This is a genomic window from Serratia ureilytica (assembly GCF_013375155.1).
Lineage (GTDB): Bacteria > Pseudomonadota > Gammaproteobacteria > Enterobacterales > Enterobacteriaceae > Serratia > Serratia ureilytica.
The window spans coordinates 1-306 of sequence record NZ_JABXOF010000033.1; the positions used below are offsets into that span (position 1 = coordinate 1).

A 306-nucleotide genomic window follows, 5' to 3' on the forward strand; every position below is an offset into this window, starting at 1 on the left:
TGACAGACAGGAAAAGATGCGTCCGTAGCTCAGTTGGTTAGAGCACCACCTTGACATGGTGGGGGTCGGTGGTTCGAGTCCACTCGGACGCACCAAATTCCAGAAGCAGTACAGTGCGTCCGTAGCTCAGTTGGTTAGAGCACCACCTTGACATGGTGGGGGTCGGTGGTTCGAGTCCACTCGGACGCACCAAATTTCACAAGCAGTGCAGTGCGTCCGTAGCTCAGTTGGTTAGAGCACCACCTTGACATGGTGGGGGTCGGTGGTTCGAGTCCACTCGGACGCACCATATTGCTGATTCACCTC

At 55.9% G+C, this 306-nt stretch carries 3 tRNA genes; all 3 read left to right on the plus strand.

The features are described 5' to 3' along the window. The first annotated feature begins 18 nt into the window (after positions 1-18). The 3 genes from HWW83_RS25505 (at position 19) to HWW83_RS25515 (ending at position 289) form a co-directional block, all read left to right on the plus strand. Positions 19-95, plus strand: a tRNA-Val gene (locus HWW83_RS25505). 20 nt (positions 96-115) lie between these two features. Beyond that, positions 116-192, plus strand: a tRNA-Val gene (locus HWW83_RS25510). Between the two features lie 20 nt (positions 193-212). Further along, a tRNA-Val gene (locus HWW83_RS25515) sits at positions 213-289 on the plus strand. The last annotated feature ends 17 nt before the right edge of the window (positions 290-306 follow it).